At 36.5% G+C, this 22,182-nt stretch carries 18 protein-coding genes; 13 read left to right on the top strand and 5 right to left on the bottom strand.

Features of this window, described 5'->3' with window-relative positions; all coding sequences use genetic code 11:
• Positions 1-296: 296 nt before the first annotated feature.
• From BM130_RS14545 to kdsB, 4 genes are all read right to left on the bottom strand, one after another.
• On the bottom strand, positions 297-2,621 hold the full coding sequence (locus BM130_RS14545) for a multiheme c-type cytochrome (protein ID WP_010528303.1): 2,325 nt from the start codon (positions 2,619-2,621) through the stop codon (positions 297-299).
• A 2-nt stretch (positions 2,622-2,623) separates the two neighbouring features.
• The gene (locus BM130_RS14540; RefSeq protein WP_010528304.1) at positions 2,624-3,100 is read right to left on the bottom strand and encodes a QcrA and Rieske domain-containing protein; all 477 of its coding nucleotides are present in this window, start codon (positions 3,098-3,100) and stop codon (positions 2,624-2,626) included.
• A gap of 152 nt (positions 3,101-3,252) precedes the next feature.
• On the bottom strand, positions 3,253-4,533 hold the full coding sequence (locus BM130_RS14535) for a cytochrome b N-terminal domain-containing protein (protein ID WP_010528305.1): 1,281 nt from the start codon (positions 4,531-4,533) through the stop codon (positions 3,253-3,255).
• A 174-nt stretch (positions 4,534-4,707) separates the two neighbouring features.
• Entirely contained in the window at positions 4,708-5,466 is a 759-nt protein-coding gene (kdsB, locus tag BM130_RS14530; protein WP_010528306.1) for a 3-deoxy-manno-octulosonate cytidylyltransferase, read from the bottom strand.
• Positions 5,467-5,934: 468 nt separating this feature from the next.
• Here kdsB and BM130_RS14525 point away from each other — a divergent pair, with 468 nt between their 5' ends.
• The 6 genes from BM130_RS14525 (at position 5,935) to groL (ending at position 11,964) form a co-directional block, all read left to right on the top strand.
• A complete protein-coding gene (locus tag BM130_RS14525) occupies positions 5,935-7,218 on the top strand; it encodes a sigma-54 interaction domain-containing protein (RefSeq protein ID WP_010528307.1) in 1,284 nt (427 codons plus the stop codon).
• A 93-nt stretch (positions 7,219-7,311) separates the two neighbouring features.
• A complete protein-coding gene (locus BM130_RS14520; RefSeq protein ID WP_010528308.1) occupies positions 7,312-7,839 on the top strand; it encodes an LptE family protein in 528 nt (175 codons plus the stop codon).
• 11 nt (positions 7,840-7,850) lie between these two features.
• A complete protein-coding gene (locus BM130_RS14515; protein WP_010528309.1) occupies positions 7,851-8,939 on the top strand; it encodes a tetratricopeptide repeat protein in 1,089 nt (362 codons plus the stop codon).
• 10 nt (positions 8,940-8,949) lie between these two features.
• Positions 8,950-9,306 (top strand): preprotein translocase subunit SecG, encoded by a 357-nt coding sequence (gene secG / locus BM130_RS14510; protein WP_010528310.1) that lies wholly within the window; start codon positions 8,950-8,952, stop codon positions 9,304-9,306.
• 700 nt (positions 9,307-10,006) lie between these two features.
• A complete protein-coding gene (locus BM130_RS14505; protein WP_010528311.1) occupies positions 10,007-10,285 on the top strand; it encodes a co-chaperone GroES in 279 nt (92 codons plus the stop codon).
• A 35-nt stretch (positions 10,286-10,320) separates the two neighbouring features.
• Positions 10,321-11,964, top strand: a complete 1,644-nt coding sequence (gene groL, locus BM130_RS14500; RefSeq protein ID WP_010528312.1) for a chaperonin GroEL — start codon at positions 10,321-10,323, stop codon at positions 11,962-11,964.
• A gap of 33 nt (positions 11,965-11,997) precedes the next feature.
• Here the strand turns inward: groL and BM130_RS14495 are convergent, their stop codons facing one another.
• On the bottom strand, positions 11,998-12,978 hold the full coding sequence (locus tag BM130_RS14495) for a GDP-mannose 4,6-dehydratase (protein ID WP_010528313.1): 981 nt from the start codon (positions 12,976-12,978) through the stop codon (positions 11,998-12,000).
• Between the two features lie 375 nt (positions 12,979-13,353).
• Here BM130_RS14495 and lepA point away from each other — a divergent pair, with 375 nt between their 5' ends.
• The 7 genes from lepA to BM130_RS14460 all read left to right on the top strand — a co-directional run bounded on the left by lepA (position 13,354) and on the right by BM130_RS14460 (position 22,068).
• Entirely contained in the window at positions 13,354-15,141 is a 1,788-nt protein-coding gene (gene lepA / locus BM130_RS14490; RefSeq protein WP_010528314.1) for a translation elongation factor 4, read from the top strand.
• A gap of 155 nt (positions 15,142-15,296) precedes the next feature.
• Positions 15,297-15,890: a porin family protein gene (locus tag BM130_RS14485; protein ID WP_010528315.1), complete on the top strand. Its 594-nt coding sequence runs from the start codon at positions 15,297-15,299 to the stop codon at positions 15,888-15,890.
• 389 nt (positions 15,891-16,279) lie between these two features.
• Positions 16,280-16,462, top strand: a complete 183-nt coding sequence (locus BM130_RS14480) for a hypothetical protein (protein ID WP_010528316.1) — start codon at positions 16,280-16,282, stop codon at positions 16,460-16,462.
• A 627-nt stretch (positions 16,463-17,089) separates the two neighbouring features.
• Positions 17,090-18,346, top strand: a complete 1,257-nt coding sequence (locus tag BM130_RS14475) for a hypothetical protein (protein ID WP_010528317.1) — start codon at positions 17,090-17,092, stop codon at positions 18,344-18,346.
• A 96-nt stretch (positions 18,347-18,442) separates the two neighbouring features.
• The gene (locus BM130_RS14470) at positions 18,443-20,761 is read left to right on the top strand and encodes a TonB-dependent receptor (protein WP_010528318.1); all 2,319 of its coding nucleotides are present in this window, start codon (positions 18,443-18,445) and stop codon (positions 20,759-20,761) included.
• A 71-nt stretch (positions 20,762-20,832) separates the two neighbouring features.
• A complete protein-coding gene (locus tag BM130_RS14465; protein ID WP_237706155.1) occupies positions 20,833-21,711 on the top strand; it encodes a DUF4249 family protein in 879 nt (292 codons plus the stop codon).
• A gap of 84 nt (positions 21,712-21,795) precedes the next feature.
• Positions 21,796-22,068 (top strand): hypothetical protein, encoded by a 273-nt coding sequence (locus tag BM130_RS14460; RefSeq protein ID WP_010528320.1) that lies wholly within the window; start codon positions 21,796-21,798, stop codon positions 22,066-22,068.
• Positions 22,069-22,182: the final 114 nt, after the last annotated feature.

The following is a 22,182-nucleotide window of genomic DNA, read 5'->3' as shown; positions in this document are numbered from 1 at the left end:
CTCTTTTTAGTTATACTTTTTATTTTTTCGTTTGTAAAACTAAGCTGAGAAGACCTTTTTTATTCTATTACAGACACACTTTTTTAAACAGTATCTATAGGATGTTGTAAGACATGGATATAACCAATTTCAAATTGTGGTAATGTTAATATTGTTTTAATCTATAAAATCTTTAATCCTGTATTGACTTATGAGAATTTGTAGGGTTCAATGTATTAATATTCATGTTTTTAGCAGTTGAGTTTCGAAACTTGTATTTTGACCGTTCAACACAATAATGTTCCAAAATGGCGAATTCAACGAGTTATAGATAATTGCTGCTTTAGTTGTTTAACTATTTGTGTTACATCGGGAGCATCCGGGTATTGTTTTAAGATCTCTTCTCCTAAGCTTAAAGCTTTTTCTCCATAATTATTATCTAAATAAAATTTGAGAAGTTCGAGACGGCTGTTTAGGTTATTAACAACTTGTATTTCATATCGCAAATATTCTTCAGCCTTTTGTTTGTCTTTCATGAAATCATACATCATTGCAATGTTATGATTGACCCTTGGTCTATTTGGTGCTAGTTTTTTTGCTTTTAGCAATGCATCTAACGACTCGTTATAACGTCTCATCTCTGTTAGGAGAAGGCCTAATGAATAGTATGCTTCTGCGTCATTAGGTTCAGATTGAAGATATTCCTTAAACAATTGTTCTGCTTTTTCGTTTTGTCCTTTTCGGTTATAAAGATATGCCAGATTGAGTTTGATAAAACTTAACTGGTTATCTTGTTTCATTGCAGCTTTATAATAATTTTCAGCGTTAATAAGGTCATTTTGGTTGTAATAAAAATTTGCCAGATTAAACTTCCCTAAAGGGAAATCACTATTAAAAAGTAAAATTTCTTTATATTCATTAAGTGTTTTTTTGTAAAGTTGTTGGTGTTTAGGCGGGATGTTATTCTCACCAACTTGCATTAACTTTTGAGCAGCTTCTGTTCTTACTGCTTTGGTAGGATCGGATAGAGCACTTAATAATCGCTTTATATTTTTATCCGTAGGTTGTAAGATCGTTCGAACAGAAGATAAACGTAATGCAGGGTTGGGGTCTTTTAAATAAGTATCAATAATAGTTTCTAGAGAGTCCGGGAAATATCTTCCAAGATTTTCTATAGCAAGGCAACGAATATTCGGCGGGAAGAGGTCATCAGCAACCATGTTTTTTAGCTCTGTTGCTGCTTCAATTTTCCCATTTTGAGCGTCGGCAAAGGCTTCAGCATAATGTCGTCTTCTTCGTTCACCAAACCATTTTGTGATGTGTTGTTCCGACCATTCATTGCTTTTATCTGTGTGACATTTATTACATGCATTAGGTGTCCCGAGTTTTATGGATAAATCAGGACGAGGAATTCTAAAACTATGATCTCTACGAAAATCTACGCCCATATAATATCTTCCCGGCATATGACAATTAATACATTCAGTTCCCGAGCCAACATCATATTTTATTCCTGCGTCAGAAATTACGGAATAACCCTCTTCGCCAGGATATTTATGATGATGATGCTCATAAGTGTCATAAATGTCACTACGATGACATTGGGTACACAACCGGTTGTCATCGAATAATCGTTCCCCGCTGTGTACATTATGGCAATCGTTGCATTGAACTTCTCTATTTTTTCCATACATTTTGCTCTGAAGAAATGAAGCATAAACATAATCTTCATCTTTTATTTGGCCGTCAATAAACCAACTGGGTTCTTCAGGTAAATTGGGGACTGAATGGTCATAAATACTTGCAGTAGAATGGTCAAAATCTCCCAGAGAAGCTTTTCGGGAATGACAACGGACACAGTTATCCACATATTGGGCATTGTCTATTCCACTTGTTTTTACAATCAGCCCATAATTAGAAATGTTTTGACGGGAATATTCCGGAAGGTTTGCCCATTCAACATGATTTGAACCCGGTCCATGACATGCCTCGCAGCTTACGTCAATTTCGGAATAGGTGGTATGATAGGTGTCAGTTTCAGGGTCATAGCCTTTTACCAGATTCGTAGAGTGGCATTCGGCACACATACTATTCCAGTTTTGAGCCTGGTTAGTCCAGTGTAACCAGTTATGATGGTCAATAACTTCATCTTTATAAATAGAATCAGCCATATGATACCAAGTACTATCAATGGTATTCCAGGTTAGAGGCAAAGTTTGCAGACGTCCACCATCAAACTCAACTAAATATTGTTGAAGCGGGGTGAATCCAAAAACATATTTCACTTCGTATTCATGCATTTGTCCATCTTCTCCGTCGGTATAAACAAAGAATTTATTATCCTTTTTGTACATTTTATGGATTCGGCCTTGACTTTCAAGTTTTATTCCGGAGAAGTCACCCAATACGGTAGAGTCAGTGGCTATATCCATAGCCCTATCATGATGCGAGCCTAACCAATCGTTATATTCTGCTAAATGACATTGTTTACAACTTTCTTTACCAACAAAGGTTGCTTCTTGCTGGATGGGCAGATGCTCAGGAGCACTAAATGCGTACTTCAACAACAGATAGGCAGGAAGCAAAAATACAAGTATGATTCCCAATCGACGAGCCGTTTTTTGGTAGGATGAGATATCCATAATTAAATGTACTTAACTTGTGATTGATTGAATTTACTGCGTCTTTGAGGATTGTTGATATCTATTAGAATATGATTGTCTTTGAAAACAATGGGGTAATAATCTAACGGTCGGGTGGCCGGTGGTGACATAACCTCGCCATTGGTATTAAAAGCTGAAGCATGGCATGGACATTCAAAAGATTTTTTCTGAGGATTATATCCAATGGTGCATCCTAAATGTGTACATTTTGATGAGACTGCTAAAAATCCTCCATCCTTTAATCGATGAAGGTAAAGCTTTTGGGTCCCAAATGGATATATTTTCCCTTTTTCGAAAGAAGAAATTTCGCCGGCATCAAAATAATTTTCCAGATTTAAAATTTGTGTCCGAGGTTTGAGCAAGCGAACTATAACATATATAAATTGCAATGAAATAAGAGAATAAAGGAACTTCTTAAAAAAACTCCGTCGATTAATATTTAAATTTAAAGATTTCATTAATATATAATTTATCTAATTCATTGGTCTAATGGAACTCGCATGCCATAAAGTTTATACATGTTCTTATTATGACAAAACTTCATGGTCATGCTCGTTTCATTAAAGCCATTTATCATTCTTTTTTGAACAATTCATTTGTGATTTGTTATTCAGAAAATTAATTGCATACCTTCCCCTCTTAAAAAACTACCAATTAGCATCATGGTAATATAAGCCATAAATATAACGGTTACCCATCCAATGACCTTCTCAATGCGAAGTGCTTTTAATTTTTTATTTAAAAAATACATAAAACCAAAGACAGGTCCCCAATATAAAAGGGTTGGAATTATCCCTGTGCTATTTATTATTGGCCAAGCAGCAAACCAATGGTTAAAATCAAAAACTTTATCTGACAAAATGATGAATAGAAAAGTATATGCAAAAGCAAATATTCCGGAGGCTATTGTAATGGTTTTACCATTTTTAGAATAGAACCAACGTCCCGGTTTTAAATGAGAATAGTTGAAAAAAGGAATGGCTGCTAAAAAAGAAATAACACTCAAAGGAATAAGGAATGATGAAAAAAGTGGATGAACATGCATGAGTAATTCCTGAAAACCCATGAAATACCACGGGGCCTTGCTAGGATTTGGACTTACCGCCGGTTTGGCTTTATCCATCAAAGGGGCGTCAACAAACATCGAAAAAAGCAACAGTGCCAGGATAAGGCAAAGAGCTACTACTGCCTCTTTGTAAATAAGATGAGGATGAACCGCTACTTTGCTGGTTTTTTCATCAGTTTCTGGCAGGGCAACGCCTCCGGCTTTTCGTACTAACCAAAAATGGATAGTCATTAGAATAACCATGATTAGTGGTAATAACCCTGTATGAAAATGGTAAAATCTTAGCAAAGTTCTTTCATTAACGGTGGTGCCATCTCTTACCATATCGGCCAATCCGTTTCCAACAAGAGGAATGTAGCTCAAGAGATTTGTCATGATAGTAACTGCCCAGTAAGATAATTGATCCCAAGGCAGTAAATATCCCGTAAAATTGGAACTAACAACCAAGAACATTAACAATAGTCCATAAATCCAATTTTTTCGTCGTTCATAAAAAAGTGATTGAGAATAAAAAACACGGACCAAATGTAAAAAAGCCACAATTACTAGAAGCATAGCACTCCAGTAATGAAGATTCCGGAGTAGGTTCCCAAAAATAATTTCATTTTTTATAACGAGGATGGAATCATAAGCCTGGCCGGCTGAGGGGACATAAACAAATCGCAACATCATGCCTGTGATAAACAAAATGAAAAATAACAAGGCAGCTATGCCGCCCAGGCCAAATGTTCGGGTAAATACAATAGCCCTACGATCTATTTTATGGGGATGGAGGTGAAGTATGAACTTTTTTATGGCCTTACTGGTGGGTGAATTCCCCCTCATTGCAATTTGATAAATTTAAAATCTTATATTTTGCAAAAATAAAAAAATGCTCATCCCATATTTTAATGGGCGTTGTTTTGTTTGAACTGAAATGCTTAAATAAAATGAAAATAAATAATAAATAAACGGATATTTTTTTTGTTGTTTAAAGAGGTTTATAACCATATACTCATTTTAAAGTATTCCTTTCTCTTTTAAACGTTCAATATCATTTGGCGTGTCTATAGACCAGCTTTCAAATTCTGTTTGTCGGGTGGTAATAATGTACCCGTTTTCTATCCATCTAAGTTGTTCTAAAGATTCTGCTATTTCTAGAGGAGAGGGTTTAAGGCAGGTTATTTCTCTTAAAACGTCTGTTCTATAGGCATACAAACCAATATGAATGTAATAGTTGTGATGAAGGTGCCATTTTTCTGATTGAATGTTTCTGAGGTAAGGGATTGGAGATCTGCTGAAATATAATGCATTGTTGTTTTTGTCTATAACCACTTTAGGTTTATTGGGATCGAATAATTCGGTATGATTTTTTAGTGGTTTCACTAAAGTAGCAATTTCGGTATCAGCATTATGGAAGCAAGAGGTAAGTTTTTCAATTTGTTTAGGGTTAATAAAGGGTTCGTCACCTTGTATGTTGACAACCACTTTGTAGGAGCGGTTATGTAAAATTTCGGTTTTATTTAGCGCTTCCTGACAACGGTCGGTTCCACTTCTGTGGGATTTGGCTGTCATAACTCCTTGTCCGCCAAAATTGCTGACAGCTTCCATTATTCTTTCATCGTCGGTGGCCACAACAACTTGAGGTAATACTTTTGATGCTTGTTCATAAACGCGCTGAATCATTGGTTTGCCACCTATGTCGGCCAAAGGTTTCCCGGGGAAACGGGTCGATGCATATCTGGCAGGAATTATTCCCAGTATATCTTTTACTTCCATATTATTTCTTGTATTTAAGAATTTGGTATTAAAGTTTTTGCTAAAGTATTTCTATGGGCCTTAATTTTTATCGTAAATGTGTATAACAGGTGTTTCAAATTTTGTTACCTTTCTAATTTCAGTCGCCAAACCTGTCTTATAAATTTTATTGAAAAAGGATACGAGCATTGCGACTTTGGCCCGACCAATGAGTTAAACAAATTGAAAATTAAATAAATCAGTTGTCATTATTCTTGTTGGTGGACCAGGTAATATTGCAATAATATTTTCGTCATATTAATTTTTGGAATTGAAATTAGGAAAAAATAACTTTCTAAATCAGGAAATGTTGGGTTATGGTGTTAGCGGGCTTAAAAGTAATAAATATGATTTAGTAAAAAGAAATTCCTTTTTAATGATTTTGAAAATGGGAAAAAAGACAAAGAATAGTAACTTTGTCAGTTAATACTGAAAAAATAGCAGTTGGTCATGGTCAATATACAGCAAATCAAACAAAGGTTTGGGATAATAGGTAACTCAGAGGCTCTTAATAGGGCTATAGATGTAGCGGTTCAGGTGGCACCTACCGATTTGTCGGTATTAATAACCGGTGAAAGTGGAACAGGTAAAGAAGTTTTTCCACAAATTATTCATCAGCATAGTGCCAGAAAACACGGGGCTTACGTGGCCGTTAATTGTGGTGCTATACCCGAAGGTACCATTGATTCCGAATTATTTGGTCATGAAAAAGGTGCCTTTACAGGTGCATATTCTGATCGAAAAGGATATTTTGAAGAAGCCAATGACGGAACAATTTTTTTGGATGAGATTGGCGAGTTGCCTTTAGCTACACAGGTTAGATTGCTTAGGGTTCTTGAAACAGGTGAATTTATGCGGGTAGGGTCTTCTCGAATTCAAAAGACCAATGTGCGTGTTGTTGCAGCTACTAATGTTAATTTAGAACGGGCTATTCAAGAGGGAAAATTCAGGGAAGACTTGTATTATCGTCTTAATAGTGTCCCCATTAAGATTCCGCCCTTGCGTGAGCGTGTAGAAGATATTTATTTGCTGTTTAGGAAGTTTGCTGCCGATTTTGCCGACCGCTATCGCATGCCGGCCGTAAAACTTGACCAAGGTGCCCGCGAAATGTTAGAACGATATCGCTGGCCCGGTAACATTAGGCAACTTAAGAATATCACGGAACAAATATCTATTATTGAACAGAAACGTGTGTTAACTGCGGCTGAATTGGAAAAATATCTTCCTTTTCATTCTGGAGATAATCTTCCCGCATTGGTTGGCAGTAATGAACAACACCTGGGAAGTTCTGATTTTGCCAATGAAAGGGAAATATTGTACAAGGTGCTGTTTGATATGAAAAGGGATATGAATGACCTTAAAAAATTAGTGTTAGAAATTCTGCAACACGGCCATGATGTAGGCTTGAAAGGAGAAAATGCCGAAATTATTCAAAATCTTTATCACGGTGTTGCGCAAGATTTAAATACTGCACAATTAATTAAAAATAGATCGGTAGTTCATTTTAACCAAAATTCCGGCAATAATCATCCTGGTCAACATTCCGAACATCATAATATTGAAGATACTGAAGAGTTTGTGGAAGAGTCGCTTTCTTTGGAAGAAAAAGAGGTAGAACTGATAAAAAAAGCATTAGAAAAACATGGAGGAAAGCGAAAACAGGCTGCCAAAGAACTTGGCATTTCGGAACGAACCCTTTACAGAAAAATTAAAGAGCATAATATTGAAGGTTAGTTTTGTTTATAGTGGTGGTTTGATTTTTTTCAAATATCTGAAAGTAAAAGATTTTTTAGTTCTAATTGATATTACTTAATGTAAAATACTCATATGATAAGGTTGGTTTTTAATCGTCATAAAATTCGGGGGGGTGGCATAATCCTTTTATTCATTTTTATTCAAGGATGTGCCGTACAACTTACGTTTGACGGAGCTTCGATTCCCGAAAATGTTCATACAGCATCTGTCCAAACTTTTGATAATCGTGCGGCATATATCAATCCTGTATTGAGTCAAACGCTAACAGAGGCTCTAAAAGACAGAGTGATAAATGGTTCCAGGTTAACTTTGGCTGAAGAAACAGGCGATGTGGATTTTTCCGGAGAAATTGTGGCTTATGAAACAACGCCCTTAGCCATTCAGGCTGATGCCGTTTCGGCTGAGACACGTTTAACGGTTAGAATCAACGTTAGATACGAAAATTTTAGAGATCCTGAAAAAAGTTGGGAGTCATCATTTTCAGCTTATCGCGATTTCCCAAGTGAACAGAATATTACTGCAATAGAGGACGAATTGGTAAGTGAAATTGTAGAGGAACTTACTGAAAATATTTTTAATAAAGCTTTTGCTGACTGGTAAACGATGAAATCATGGCCCGAATGCGTTTGATTGATCTGCTGTCTGACCCAAATAAATTAAGTGACCAAACTCTGGATATGTTAAAAGAGGTTCTAGAAACTTATCCTTTTTTTCAGGCAGGAAGAATGTTATGGGTCAAAAATCTTCATTTGCTGGACCATATCCGGTTTAACAGTGAACTTAAACTGGCTGCGGCCTTTATTCCCGATAGATCCAAATTATTTTTTTTAATTAATAATACGGAGCTGGTTGCAAAGCCCCAAGTTACGGATTCTACGAATAAAAAAGATTCTGATCTTTCCAATAACCAAGAATCGAAACTGACATCAGATTTACCGTTGGAAGATGATGGTGATGTCCTGACAAAAAAGAAAGATAAGGATTCGCCGATTAAAGAGCTTCAAAATAGTAATCAAGAAAAAGTTTTAGATGAAAAAAGCTCAAAAATTGGTAGTGATGCTAATTATTTTAATGTAGAGGATGCAATAATAACATCTACGGGGGAAAGACTTAGTTTTTCGGAATTATCCAAAAAACAAGCAGAGAATGGTGCAGAGGAAGACTTGCAATCAGAACCCCAGGAACATTCAAATAATTTGATATTGCCAGCTGCCGATTTGTTAGATTATGAAAAAAATGTCACTTCCCCGGGCTTTTCTTTAGAATACGATTCGTCGCAGAATACGGTTTTAGATTTCGATCAGGGGCGTTCTTTCTCAGAATGGCTTTATTTATTGAGACATCAACCATATAATAAAGATAAAGAAAATAAACCTGAAGAGGAGGCAGCTAAAATCAAGGAAAACCCCCTTCGCAAAAATAAGATGAGTCTGATTGATAATTTTTTAAATAATGTTGAAAGTCAAAAGCGTATCGTTCCTAAAAATGATAATTCGCTTCCGGGTGAGGATTTTTCTTTAAGAAGTGTGCAGGAGAGTGATGATTTAATGACCGAAACACTTGCCAACATTCATATTAAACAAGGACGTTACCAAAAAGCCATTGAGATATTTGAACGATTACGTTTGAAATATCCCGAAAAAAGTGTTTACTTTGCAAACCGTATAAAAGAAATGGAAGATCTTATTAATAATCAGTAATTAAGAAAATATGTATCAGTTTGTTTCTGTTTTGGTAATATTAGTTAGTATATTGTTGATATTAATTGTATTGGTTCAAAATTCCAAGGGTGGGGGATTAGCTTCTAATTTTTCGGCCTCCAATCAAGTTATGGGTGTGCGCAAAACTGCCGATTTTTTGGAAAAAGCTACCTGGACGCTTGCCGCCTCTCTTTTAGTTCTTTCGCTAGTTGCGGTTATGGTTTTACCAAGTGGCTCTACTCAGTCGGGAGCTGCCATTGATGAAGAGATTCAAAATTTAAGTCTTCCTACTCAAGAATTACCTAATTTTGGTATTGGTGAAGGCGAGGCTTCCGGAACAGACGCTACGTCTCAAGATAGTTTATAAATTCAGGATTTTGTCAGTCCGATGACAAAGTGTCAGCCAAGCTGACACTTTTTTTTATATAGAAATATAAAAGCTATAATATATTTGATAATTAAACGAATTTAGAGCTTTTTATCCCAACAAAAACAAATTTGTAAAATCATGCGATCCTCATTTGACCAATGAATTATTATTGATGAAATCATCATGAACAGGAAAGATTATAACACAATAAAGGCATGCAAAAAAATGGTCGTGAGAATTGCATTCAACCAGTAACTTAAGTAATTATTACGCTGATTGAAACAATAATTTTCTTTTACAATACATTTCAGCCCCTGGATTTATAAAAATTCCACCATGTATAATTTAAAAAGGGAAATGGCCCAATTGTTTGTTATTTATTGGATGATTTGATTAAAGATGGTTCATTCCTAAAAAGATGTTTGACAACAACAATGGCTTTTTTTTCAATGAATTTCATTTATCTCTTATTTATTAACTTTCATTATCAAGGTGAATTATCTCTCTAAAAGTCTGAAAAATTATTTTGTGACTTGATTTTTATTTGGGTTAATGGTTGAAAATTAATTGGGTAAGGAGTTCAACTGAAATAGTGTCGGTCATATTTCAGAATTCTCTTTCATGAAGCTTTGGCACAGTTTGTGATTAAGAGGATGGCGGAATAATTAATTTGTTTAACGTCTAAATAAATAAGGAAATGTCAACGTTGAAAGGAAAAGTTCTTGCTGGAAAGGTTTTGGTAAAACCACAAGCAGCCGAAGAAAAAACTTCTAGTGGAATTATCATTCCCGACTCAGCAAAGGAAAAACCACTTAAAGGTGAAGTGGTTTTAATCGGTGCTGCTAAAAAAGATGAACCTATGGAAGTAAAACCCGGTGATGTGGTATTGTATGGAAAATATGCCGGGACCGAATTGAATATCGATGGTGAGGATTATTTACTCATCTCACAAAGTGACATCCTTTACATTGAATAACTCAAAAAACTAAAATCATTACAAAATTTTTAGATATGGCAAAAGAGATAAAATTTGATATCGACGCGCGTGAGCGCCTTCAAAAGGGAATAGATCAATTGGCAAATGCTGTCAAAGTGACCCTTGGCCCAAAAGGTCGTAATGTTGTAATTGATAAAAAATTCGGTGCACCCCAAATTACCAAAGATGGTGTAACCGTAGCTAAAGAAGTAGAACTGAAAGAACCTTATGCCAACCTTGGTGCCCAAATGGTTAAGGAGGTGGCTTCTAAAACTGGTGATGACGCCGGTGATGGTACTACTACTGCCACCGTACTTGCTCAGGCAATTGTGAAGGTGGGTCTTAAAAACGTTACTGCTGGCGCCAATCCAATGGAACTGAAAAGAGGAATTGACCTTGCAGTTTCTAAAGTCGTCGAAAGTATTCGTAGCCAGGCTAAAGTCATTGGTGCTGATAATAGCAAAATCGAACAAGTTGCTCGTATTTCTGCTAATAATGATGAAGAAATTGGGCGTTTGATTGCCCAGGCTATGGAGAAGGTAGGCCACGAAGGTGTTATTACTGTAGAAGAAGCCAAAGGTATTGAAACCACCGTTGAAGTGGTTGAAGGTATGCAATTCGACCGTGGTTACATTTCTCCCTACTTCGTGACCAATACCGAAAAAATGCAGGCTGAATTGGATAATCCTTATATACTGATCCATGATAAGAAGATCAGTACCATGAAGGATTTATTGCCTGTATTGGAACAAACCGCTCAATCTGGTCGTCCTTTGCTTATTGTCGCTGAGGATGTGGATGGTGAAGCCTTAGCTACTTTGGTTGTTAACCGTTTGAGAGGTTCATTAAAAGTAGCAGCTGTTAAAGCTCCTGGCTTCGGTGACCGCCGTAAAGAAATGCTTCAGGATTTAGCTGTATTGACCGGTGGTACAGTAATTTCAGAAGAAACCGGCTTGAAGCTGGAAAATGCTACTATGGACATGCTTGGGCAGGCTGAAAAAGTGACCATCGATAAAGAAAACACAACTGTAGTAAATGGTGGTGGTGATAAATCAGCAATTGAACAGCGTGCTCAGCAAATTAAGGCTCAAATTGCCAATACAACTTCAGATTACGATAAGGAAAAACTGCAAGAGCGTTTGGCAAAATTGGCCGGAGGTGTAGCTGTTCTTTATGTTGGTGCCGCTACCGAAGTTGAAATGAAAGAAAAGAAAGACCGTGTTGATGACGCCTTGAGTGCTACACGTGCTGCTGTTGAAGAAGGAATTGTTCCTGGTGGTGGGGTTGCGTACATTCGTGCCATCCAAGCTCTTGAAACCCTCAAAGGCGAAAATGAAGACCAAAATACCGGAATTGAAATCGTAAAACGCGCTATCGAAGAGCCTTTGCGCCAAATTGTGGCTAATGCCGGTAAAGAAGGTGCTGTAATTGTTCAGAAAGTAAAAGAAGGAAAAGATGCTTTCGGTTACAACGCCCGTATTGATGAATATCAAGACTTCTTCGAATCCGGCGTTATAGACCCTGCCAAAGTAACTCGTGTTGCTTTGGAAAATGCTGCATCAATTGCCGGTATGTTCCTTACAACTGAATGTGTACTGGTTGAAGAAAAAGAAGAACAGCCGGCTGGTGGTGCTGCAAACCCCGGAATGGCTGGAGGCGGAATGCCTGGAATGATGTAATATAATTAGCATTTGAAATATTAGGGTGTCTTTTTAGACACCCTTTTTTAATGTTTGGTAATTGTTTTTATACCAGTTTACAAATTTTTTTAGGCCTTCATGTAATTGAGTTTTTGGTTGGTAATTTATCATCTTTTCAGCCTTTGAAATATCTGCACAAGTGATATCTACATCCCCCGGCTGCATCGGAAGTCTTTCAATTTTAGGTTTAATTCCAGTTGCTGCACTTATTTCTTTTACCAAGTCGTTTAATGAAATTGGTTTATTATTTCCCAGATTTATTATTTCATACACATGATTGTGCGACATTAAATAATTAATTACTCCTTTTATTCCGCTTATGGTGTCAGAGATAAAAGTATAGTCTCGGGCCGAGGAGCCATCCCCAAATAAAGTGAGCGGCCTCTCTTCATACATTAATTTGGTAAATTTATGAATTGCCAAATCCGGTCGTTGAGCCGGTCCGTATACAGTAAAAAATCGCATATTAATTATATCCATTTCAAATAGATGATGCCAGGTGTGATTAAGTAGTTCACAGGATTTTTTTGAAAAAGCATAAGGTGATATTGGATTATCTACACTGATGTCTTCACGCCATGGTCGTTGCGGGTTATTCCCATATACAGACGAAGAACTTGCGAAAGCTAGTTTTTTTATTTGGGCATATTTCATTGCATCCAAAACCACTCTGGTTGCTGTAATATTATGATCTATATAATCTTGTGGTTTGTCGATGCTTGGCCTAACTCCTGCTTTCCCTGCCAGGTGCACAACTATATCAGCCCCTTTCGAAAAAATTGTTTTAACTGCTTGCTCGTCTCTAAGGTCATTTTCAAAAAAAGTAAAATTATCATAATTAAGGCATTCTTTGAGATTATTTCTTTTAATCAATGGGCTATAGAATGGGTCAAAATTGTCAATCCCAATAACATTATGACCATCTTTTAGCAGTTGTTTTGTTAATTGAGATCCTATAAATCCGGCGCATCCGGTTACAATTATTTTTAGCATAGTATGAATTTTTATGTCTGTATTTTTGTATGGCTAATATAGTTCAATTGATTTAGTTGCTGAATTGTGGGAGGCCATTTGATTCCATTTTAATTAAAAGCAGTAGAAACATCTAATTGTAAAAAGCTTTGTTTTGGCTGAAAGTTAAGGCAGTTTCTATTTGATCGTAACTTTTTATGGTTTAACACCCAATATTGTTGATGAAAAACCTTAAATTTCTCACCAATGATTTATTGTGAATGTTTAATCATACCACTGATAAATACATTATTTAAATATCTTTGCAAGTTGATAATTTTTTGAGCCTAAAATCATAAAGTTTTTTGGGTTTAACGATAATATATCGGGTGTAAAATATTGAAAATAAAATTGTAGATGAAGAATATTCGGAATTTTTGCATTATAGCTCATATTGATCATGGAAAGAGCACTTTGGCGGATAGATTGTTGGAGCGTACCAATACTGTATCAGAGCGTGAGCTTCAGGAGCAGACTCTCGATAATATGGATTTGGAACGAGAACGCGGTATTACCATAAAGAGCCATGCTATTCAGATGCAATACTCTAAAGATGGCCAGGTTTATACTTTAAATTTAATTGATACACCCGGGCACGTTGATTTTTCTTATGAAGTTTCTCGTTCTATTGCTTCTTGCGAAGGTGCTTTGCTTATTGTAGATGCCACACAAGGTATTCAGGCGCAAACGATCAGTAATCTCTATCTGGCCGTTGAGCATAACTTAACTATTATTCCTGTTCTCAATAAAATGGATATGGAAAGCGCCATGCCCGATGAAGTTGAAGATCAGATTATAGATCTCATTGGGTGTGACCGTTCTGAAATTATTAGAGCCAGTGGTAAAACCGGTATGGGTGCTGAAGAAATTTTAAATGCTATTGTAGAGCGTGTTCCACCACCTACCGGAGACCCTGATGCTCCCTTGCAAGCCCTTATTTTCGATTCTGTTTTTAATAGCTTCAGGGGAATTATTGCATATTTTAAAGTGGTTAATGGAAAGATTAGGAAAGGAGATAAAGTGAAATTCTTTAATACCGGTAAAGAATATGAAGCTGATGAAATAGGTGTTTTGAAATTGGAAATGGTGCCACGCGATGAATTAAGTACAGGGGATGTAGGATACATAATTTCCGGGATAAAAACCAGTAGAGAGGTGAGAGTGGGCGACACCATTACCCATGTGGATCGACCTTGTTCTAAAGCTATTTCCGGGTTTGAGGAGGTTAAACCCATGGTTTTTGCAGGCGTGTATCCAATTGATACAGATGATTATGAGGATTTGCGAGCTGCAATTGAAAAGTTACAACTTAATGATGCATCTCTTACTTTTCAGCCCGAATCCTCAGTTGCTCTCGGGTTCGGATTCAGATGCGGATTCCTTGGAATGCTTCATATGGAGATCGTTCAGGAACGGTTAGACCGTGAATTTAATATGGATGTAATTACTACGGTTCCCAATGTCCCCTACAAGGTATATACCAAGCAGGGTGATGTTATGGAAGTTCATAATCCTTCAGGGTTGCCTGAACCAACTGTTATAGACCATGTTGAGGAACCTTATATTAGGGCACAAATAATTACCCGTTCCGAATTTATTGGTCCTATTATGACTCTATGTCTTGGGAAACGAGGCGAATTGATTAATCAACATTATCTTACCTCTGACCGGGTAGAATTAAGTTTTGATATGCCATTGGCTGAAATCGTTTTTGATTTTTATGATAAGTTGAAGAGTATCTCTAAAGGGTATGCTTCGTTCGATTATTACACAACAGGTTACAGAACTTCCAAACTTGTTAAGCTGGATATTCTCCTAAACGGCGATCCGGTAGATGCTTTGTCTACTCTAACATATTTTGACAATGCATATCCCTTAGGGCGGCGTATGTGTGAAAAGTTAAAAGAGCTTATTCCCAGACAACAGTTTGACGTAGCCATTCAAGCTGCTATCGGGGCAAAAATTATTGCTCGTGAAACTGTAAAAGCGCTTCGGAAAGATGTGACCGCTAAATGTTATGGTGGAGATATTACCCGTAAAAGAAAACTGCTTGAAAAGCAAAAAAAGGGTAAAAAAAGGATGAAGCAGGTGGGCAACGTAGAGGTCCCGCAAAAGGCATTTATTAATGTGTTAAAACTGGATTAACCTTTTGGATTTATATATTATATTGTAATCCTATTTCTTTTATGGGTAAAGAAGGGCGCATTGAAAAGTATGCAATTTTTTTTACCAATGTTGGAATAAAAGAAAAGCATGGTAGTTTAGATAAAAATGGTTCATACGAATAAATTTATATACTAATGGTTAGGTTCCCCGTTTCTTTACTTATTATTTGTATTTTTAGTTTGCAATGGGTAAGCGCTCAAGATGGTTTCCGCCCTTTTTCTGAAATTGGAGTCAGGACTTCTGCAGTATCTTCTACCGCTTATATATCTTTAGATGATGAAGGTAGTAATTTTCGGGGCCCTTCTTTAGGAGTTAGGTATCTTCATATGCAAACCAAAAACATGGGGTTGCTTGCTGAAGTAAATTATTCAAGATTATTTTTTGATTCAAATGATACAGAATACGATTACAGTTATATTCACACACCATTTATGACCAGGTTTAGATTTCCCTTTGGCTCTCGAAATGATTTGGCCATTAATGTTGGATCTTATCTTCAAATGGTATTGGGTAATCATAGTGATGTTATCTTTGATCGTCGTACGTTATTTGGTTTGGCCGGTGGCATAGATTATGGACTTATGCTTGGAAAACTGAGAATTTCCGTTGAAGGTCGTTATCATTATAATTTGCATTCCAATAGCGATGATGCTGATAATATAAGAAGTAGTTGGCTGGAAATCAGCCTTGGTATTTGTTTTAGGAAATTAGGGAAAGTAGTTGAATAATTTTTATAGCAACCGGGGATTGTTAGAATTCGGGTAAGGAATATATTTGTTGCACTATCATTCGATAAAAACAATTCTATGGTTGTCTGGTAATTATCAGGTCCCCTTGATGAGCGTCCGGACGAATTTTTCACTTCCCTGGCAAAACGCTGAGCTTCCTGGCAAAAAAATACCGGTTATGTCAGTTAAAACATTATCCTTTTGCTTTTGAGACCTTCACTGGCAATTAGTCAGTCTGTCCTGCTAAAAAATGGGCACGCCCGACACTTTTCGCGTTCTCCTGCCGTGCTTTCGCACTTTCCTGCCGCTAGTTCACCCCTTCCTGCCAATCTTTGAGCCGTCCTGCAGAAGTTTTGCCGCCTCCAGGCGACATTTTACCCTCTCCAGCCATGCAATCACTTCTCCCTGCCGGGCAGGAGAATGCCAAAAAACGCCAGTATAACCTCAAAATACTGCATGAGCTTGGTTTACGCACCTACGATTCATTATTTAATATATGGTGGTCACTTATCCTTGACCATTTGCCTGAGCCTGATGGTTTTTGTGTTTCAATGCCTTCCAGGACTCTTTGATACTATCGCTGCTGAGAACTTCCTCTACCTTTAATCACCCTGTCTTTTGACAAGTCTACGACTAACGCTTGATGTTCCTCTGCTTTTCTGACAGCAAAGTCATCTATGGATTTTAATTTAACCGTGATAGATAACTTTTACCAGGATTTTTCTAAGCTTCCCGGCGGCTTGCCGCATAAAAAAGTCAATGGTAAATGAGCTTCGGAAAGAAATTATTGTTAAAACCACCTTTCGCTTTCAATTGGATTAACAGGCAAATATATATCCAAATAAGAAATGATAATTATTCAAGAATTATTGCCGATGGAAATGTCGGCTAAAAACTTTATGTTTGTAATACTCTTATAACGCTTGGCCGATTTATTGGTGCTAAACCCCCCAAGGTAAGTAAATATTAAAACGCAATACATTGATCACACAACAACTTTACGGTTTAAATTGAAGGTCAGTGGTGGAGTTGGCGATTCATATCAGGAAAAAATAAAGTGGTATGACCCTAAAGAAAAATTAATATTGTTGATAATTTTTTCTGTTTTTTGTAAACCAATAGCAAACAATTGTTGTTTATGTCGAAATTATAATTGCGTATAAACCATATAATTAATAGGAATTAAAATAAAATTAACTATGAAATCAATTAACGTCTTTTTTGTCTTACTGGTTGTTGCATCATTGTTTATTAGGTGTGAGGATAACAACGACAATGATGGCGAAAAAATTAGTGATTTATCCGTTGAAGAACACAAAGAAAATCTTGAGCAGTCGGGAATTAATGTTGTTGAAAAATTAGATGGTTTGGCCAACCTGGAGGCTATAAACGTCATTCAGCAATTTTTTGCCCTTTCAGATGGTATTATCCCGGATAATCAGCAACTGTATCGTGCCTTACAACCTGTAGTAAACTTAAAGGATGGGGCTGATGCCGCATTTAACCTGAAATCGGAACTGGCAGAAACAGGACTGTTACAATCGCAATTTAACGAACTTGCAGGTATTTATTCTTACAATTCCGATGATTATTACTGGGATAAAGAAGATGCAGATGGTCAAATTATTTTTTATTTCCCAACGGAAGGTAGTGATGAAAACAATGCTGTTCTTTCAATTACCAATTTTAGTAGTGTTGTAATAGGTAATTCTCAAGTGGATGATGAAAACAATTATTTTGCATTAGATTTGCTAAAAACTTTATCCATTTCTCTTACAGTGGATGATAAACTGCTTATGGATTTTAATTTTAGCGCCGACTACGACGATGATGGGAATCCTGTTACTGTTGAGTATAATTACTCGTTAGAGGAATATAAAATTGCTACTTCAGCTAGCAGAACCGATAGCAAAGTTATTTACGATCAGGCCTTTACTTTTAATGATGATAATATAATTACAACTCATTTTGAAAGTACCGGAGATTTTGATTTTGATGTTTTAGAACAATATGATGATTTTGAATCCGCTTATGATGCGGGAATTATTGAAGCTTCCAACATCTGGATTATTGTTGACAATATAAAATTTCAAGGCATTATCAATTGGAAAGAGATTGATAACTTCGAAGATCAATATAATGAAAATGAAAGTGAAGGAGGAAAGGAATATTCCGAATCTTTTGCTGAGGTTTTGAATAATAATTTTAAGCTTTACGTGAAATACAATGATAAGAATGAAATCATAGCTATGTCTGAATTTTATGCTCGTGAATATCCAGGTTATGTAAATGGCCAGGAGCAAAGTTTTTGGGATATAGATCTGAGGTTTAAATTTGGCGATGGCTCATATGTGGATGATTCATTCTTTTCAGAGACGAGCTTTGCTGACTTTATCGAAGAGGCTAATGATTTGATCAATGCTTTGGAAGACAGTTATGGTTTATCACAACAATAATTAAAATCGGGAAAAAAGATTGGGGAGACTGTGACGATAAGCATGGTCTCCCTTTTTTCTATTATGTTTATTTAGGTATGCTTTTAAAGGCATAGAATGATTTATAAATTTTGCTTTTTTTGTTTTTACTTTCTTGTAGCAGCTGTTGAATTTACAGCTCAAAACAAGTGTATCAAAGGCCGGGTGCGGCAGGCTCAAAACCATCAACCTATTCCTGATGTACATATTTGGGCATCCCGTTCCGAACAAGGCACTATTACTGATCAATCCGGAAAATTTGAAATTTGTTTGGATGCTCACGAGTTGTTGATTATAAGTCATGCCGCTTTTGTGACTCAACGAATTTTTATTGACAATAATGATTCTATCACCATCTTTTTACAAAAAAAGGAAGTTATAACCCATGAAGTAGAAGTGAAAGGACAACGTGAAACCGTTCTAAACCCTGCCTTGCCGGCAACAAGTTCCATACAATCCAAAGATATCTTTCGTATTCCTATGCTTCTTGGTGAGGCCGATGTGGTTGGCGCTCTTCGGCAATTGCCGGGAATTCAATCGGTAAGTGAAGGCATTGGTGGAGTATTTGTAAGAGGTGGTAGCCCGGGACAAAATAGCTTTTTGCTCGATGGGATGGAACTATTAAATCCTGTTCATCTCATGGGAGTTTTCTCGGTGTTTAATCCACTCATCACAAGCCGTGCCGAGGTTTTTAAAGGGCATTCACCCGTTTCTTTACGCAGTGCCCTTTCCTCTGCTATTTCGGTCGTTTCTGCTAACCCTTTATATGAAAATCAATTTGCAAAGGGATCTATTGGTAATATAGCTTCTAATTTAACTTTTGCCCTTCAAAGCAAAAATAAAAAATGGGGTGTTACCGGTGGAGTACGTCGTAGCTTTTTAGAACTCTATCGTGAAGCTTCATCGCTTTTTGTGGATGAGGATAATAATTATTTTTCTCAAAGTTTTTATCGGTTTTATGATTTTAATGGAAGATTGGTCTTAAATCATTCCCCTGGATCTCGGTTTAACTTGAGCTGGTATATGGGAAACGATAATTTTAGTATTGACAATGACGATGTGGGATATGATGCCGGAACAAACTATAGCAATAAAGCCCTTTCAATGCAATGGGTAAAACGAATTGGGGAAAACGGTTTACTTAAGGTTTTGGCTGATTATACCTACACCCGGTCCGATTTTAATGGAAAAATCATTCATAACCCCCTTAGCTTTAAAAGCTGGCACCAAAAGTTATCTTTGAACGTCGAACAATTGAAGCAATATCGTTACCATACAATAAAATACGGGATTGGCACTTCCAATTACAAAACCCTTCCGCAGGATATATACTGGGAGACATTGAGCGATACCATTCAAAGCAGGAATATTTTTCGGAATTTTGACATTACTTGGTTTGTTGAAGATACCTATAAGCCATTGCCTAAAGTTTCCCTTTATGCAGGCATTAGAGGGTATTATTATGCTTCTTTGGGACCTTATAAGTATGTGGATGATAATTATACCGAAGAGGTTAGTGCCGGAATTATTGTTGACCACTATTGGCTTTGGAATTCTTCTATTTCTTTGGCTTACGCTGCACCAAGAAAAAATCATTATAAAATTGCCTGGACAAGAGCGGTTCAGCCTCGTCATTTAGCTGCTTTAAGTACAATGCCTCTGCCTAACGACCTATGGATGATGGCATCGCCACGCCTAAAGCCCCAATTAGGTCATCAGTGGTCGGTACAGTACGAAAAGTCTAGGCCTAACTATTCTTTAATGCTTGGTGTATTTGCCCGGATAATGAAAAATCAGTTGTTATTTAATATGCTTTTAGATAGGGAAGTGTTGAATTTTGAAGATTTATTTTATACAGGGAAGGGTAGAGCTTACGGTGTGGAATTTTCAATGAATAAAAGAGCCGGAATATTCCAGGGGGCTATCAATTATACTTTATCAAAATCGGAACGGTCTTTTAGTGATATCTTTAATGGGGAATGGTTCAACGATAAATTTGACAGGACTCATGACCTAACGTTTCTAATAAATTGTGAGCTTTCTAAAAAGTGGTACTTATCGGCAAACTGGACTTATGCTACAGGTATTGCTATGACTTTACCGGCAGGAAGAATGTGGATCATGGGAAGTATTATGAATGATTATGATGGATTTAATAATTTTCGTTTGCCACCATATCATCGCCTTGACATTTCTACATCATTTAGGCTAAAAAGTCGTACCTTTAAAGAGTCGGTAATTAATTTTTCGATAATTAATGTCTATAACAGAGCCAATCCCTATTTTTTATTTTACCATGTATCTAAAGGCAATAATAATTATGATATTGATATTAAGGCCAGGCAAATTTCGCTTTTCCCAATAATGCCTTCGTTAAGTTGGAAATTCGAATTTTAATATGTTTTATGCGATATCGGGTTTAAAAATTATTTAGTGCCAGTTCTGTCCTGAAAGATGTTTTTATTGTTATGAAAAAGATTTTGCCGCTAATGGTATTTGCTTGCTTGATTTCACTTTCTTGTCAAAAGGAGATAGAGCTGGAACAACCGGCTTATCAAAAAAAAATCGTGGTGGATGGATATATCGAAACAGGTCAACCCGCTCATATATTTTTAACCATGAGTTCGCCTTTTCTTACACAATACGACTCAGCATCAATAAGGGCCTCGTTTCTTAATTATGCAAAAATAACTCTTACTTCTTCTTTAGGCGAAGAAGAGGTTTTGACGCTTTTTCGTGAAAACCGGTTTTTCCCGCCTTTCGTATATAAAAGTGTTGACATTAAAGGCCAGGAAGGTATTTTTTACCGTATTAAAGTTGAGGTAATGGGGCAGACTTTGAGTGCCGAAACAATGATTCCCCCTGCTGTGGAAATCGTAGGTTCTCGATTCATCGAAGTAAATGATAGTACCGGATTTTGGGAGGTTGCCATTGATGCATCGAAGCACGGAGAACTATTTTTATTTACAAGGATGAAAAGCCATCTTGCTCAAGAAGATTTTCATCCTTCTTTCAATCCGGTTTATAAGGTGAAAAATTCACAGCAAGGTTTGGTTTGGCTTCGTTTGTTAAGTAGTTCCAAATTTAAATCATATTTTAACAACACAGAATCTATGGTTTACGAAAATTATGAGGGATATGTGTTTGACCGTAGAGATACCATTGAACTGATTGTTGGTACTATAAATGCTACATCTTATCAGGTTCTTAACAGCCTTTTTGTTGATATGTTTAATCAAGAAAATCCTTTTGCTTTTAATGGTAATCGCATCGAAACCAATATCGAAGGTGGTATAGGGCGATGGACAGGAATAGGTATTAAGAATGTGACTTTGTTGGCCAATTAAGAGGGGTTTTAGGATTAATTCCTCATTCTGTGTAATTCATTAATTTTTATTTATTTTTGTGCCGTTAAAAAAGATTCGATTGATATGGCCAAATACGGCAATAGTTCTTCCAAGAAAATTAACCGTGATGAAGCTTTGAAACGTAAACACAAAGCTACTTTCCTGATGAATGACAAAGAGTTGGAAGCTTTTGAGGTTTATTGTAAACGTTATAAGATAAAAAATAAGGCTCGTTTCATGCGTGAATCGGTTATGCGAGCCGTGATGGACCGATTTATGGAAGATTATCCCACTTTATTCCAAAAAGAAGACTTAGATAGGCTTAAGGTTATAGAACAAAATAATAATAATCAATAATATAATTCTTTCCTGCAAGTAGGGAAATTCCGAAATACTCTATTTCTTTGACGGAAAAGCTATTATCACTATCTTTGAGCAAACAAAAAACCCCGAAATTAGGCACATTTGCCT

This window comes from Thermophagus xiamenensis, from assembly GCF_900112795.1.
Classification (GTDB): Bacteria; Bacteroidota; Bacteroidia; order Bacteroidales; family Marinilabiliaceae; genus Thermophagus; species Thermophagus xiamenensis.
Note: the sequence above shows the minus strand (reverse complement) of the source record. Positions and strands in the feature narration are given on the sequence as shown.